Genomic DNA, 382 nt, shown 5'->3' with positions numbered 1-382 from the left:
CGGCCATGCCCGCCACGAACACGAACGCCGAGCCATACGACAGCGAGCCGTTGAGCCACTGCACCGGCAGCGCCGCGAAGCCCCATGAAGCCGCGAAGAACAGGACCACCCAGCCCGCGCGAGCCAAAGGCTTGAGCCGCGCCACGCGCCCCACGTACAGCACCAGGAACAGCAGCTGGTACAGGAAGATGGGGATGACGTCTGCCCACATGGACCAGGTCACCGCCAGGGTGTGGAACAGGAAGCTGCCCACGCCAATGGTGGCCAGCAGCCCGATCAGCAGGTGGGTGGTCCAGGGCGTGCGGCCGGGCAGGGAGCCCGCCAGCCGCCAGGCCAGCCAGGCTGCCACGATGAACCCGCCGTTGGAAATGGCGTTGAGCGG

1 pseudogene is annotated in these 382 nt (G+C 68.6%); it reads right to left on the bottom strand.

Features of this window, described 5'->3' with window-relative positions:
- Nucleotides 1-382, bottom strand: a pseudogene (locus B2W70_RS14920) (alkaline phytoceramidase); the annotation flags it as partial.

This window comes from Aquabacterium sp. UBA2148, assembly GCF_002328915.1.
Taxonomy (GTDB): domain Bacteria; phylum Pseudomonadota; class Gammaproteobacteria; order Burkholderiales; family Burkholderiaceae_C; genus Aquabacterium; species Aquabacterium parvum.
This window is presented reverse-complemented; position numbering and strand designations above follow the sequence as displayed.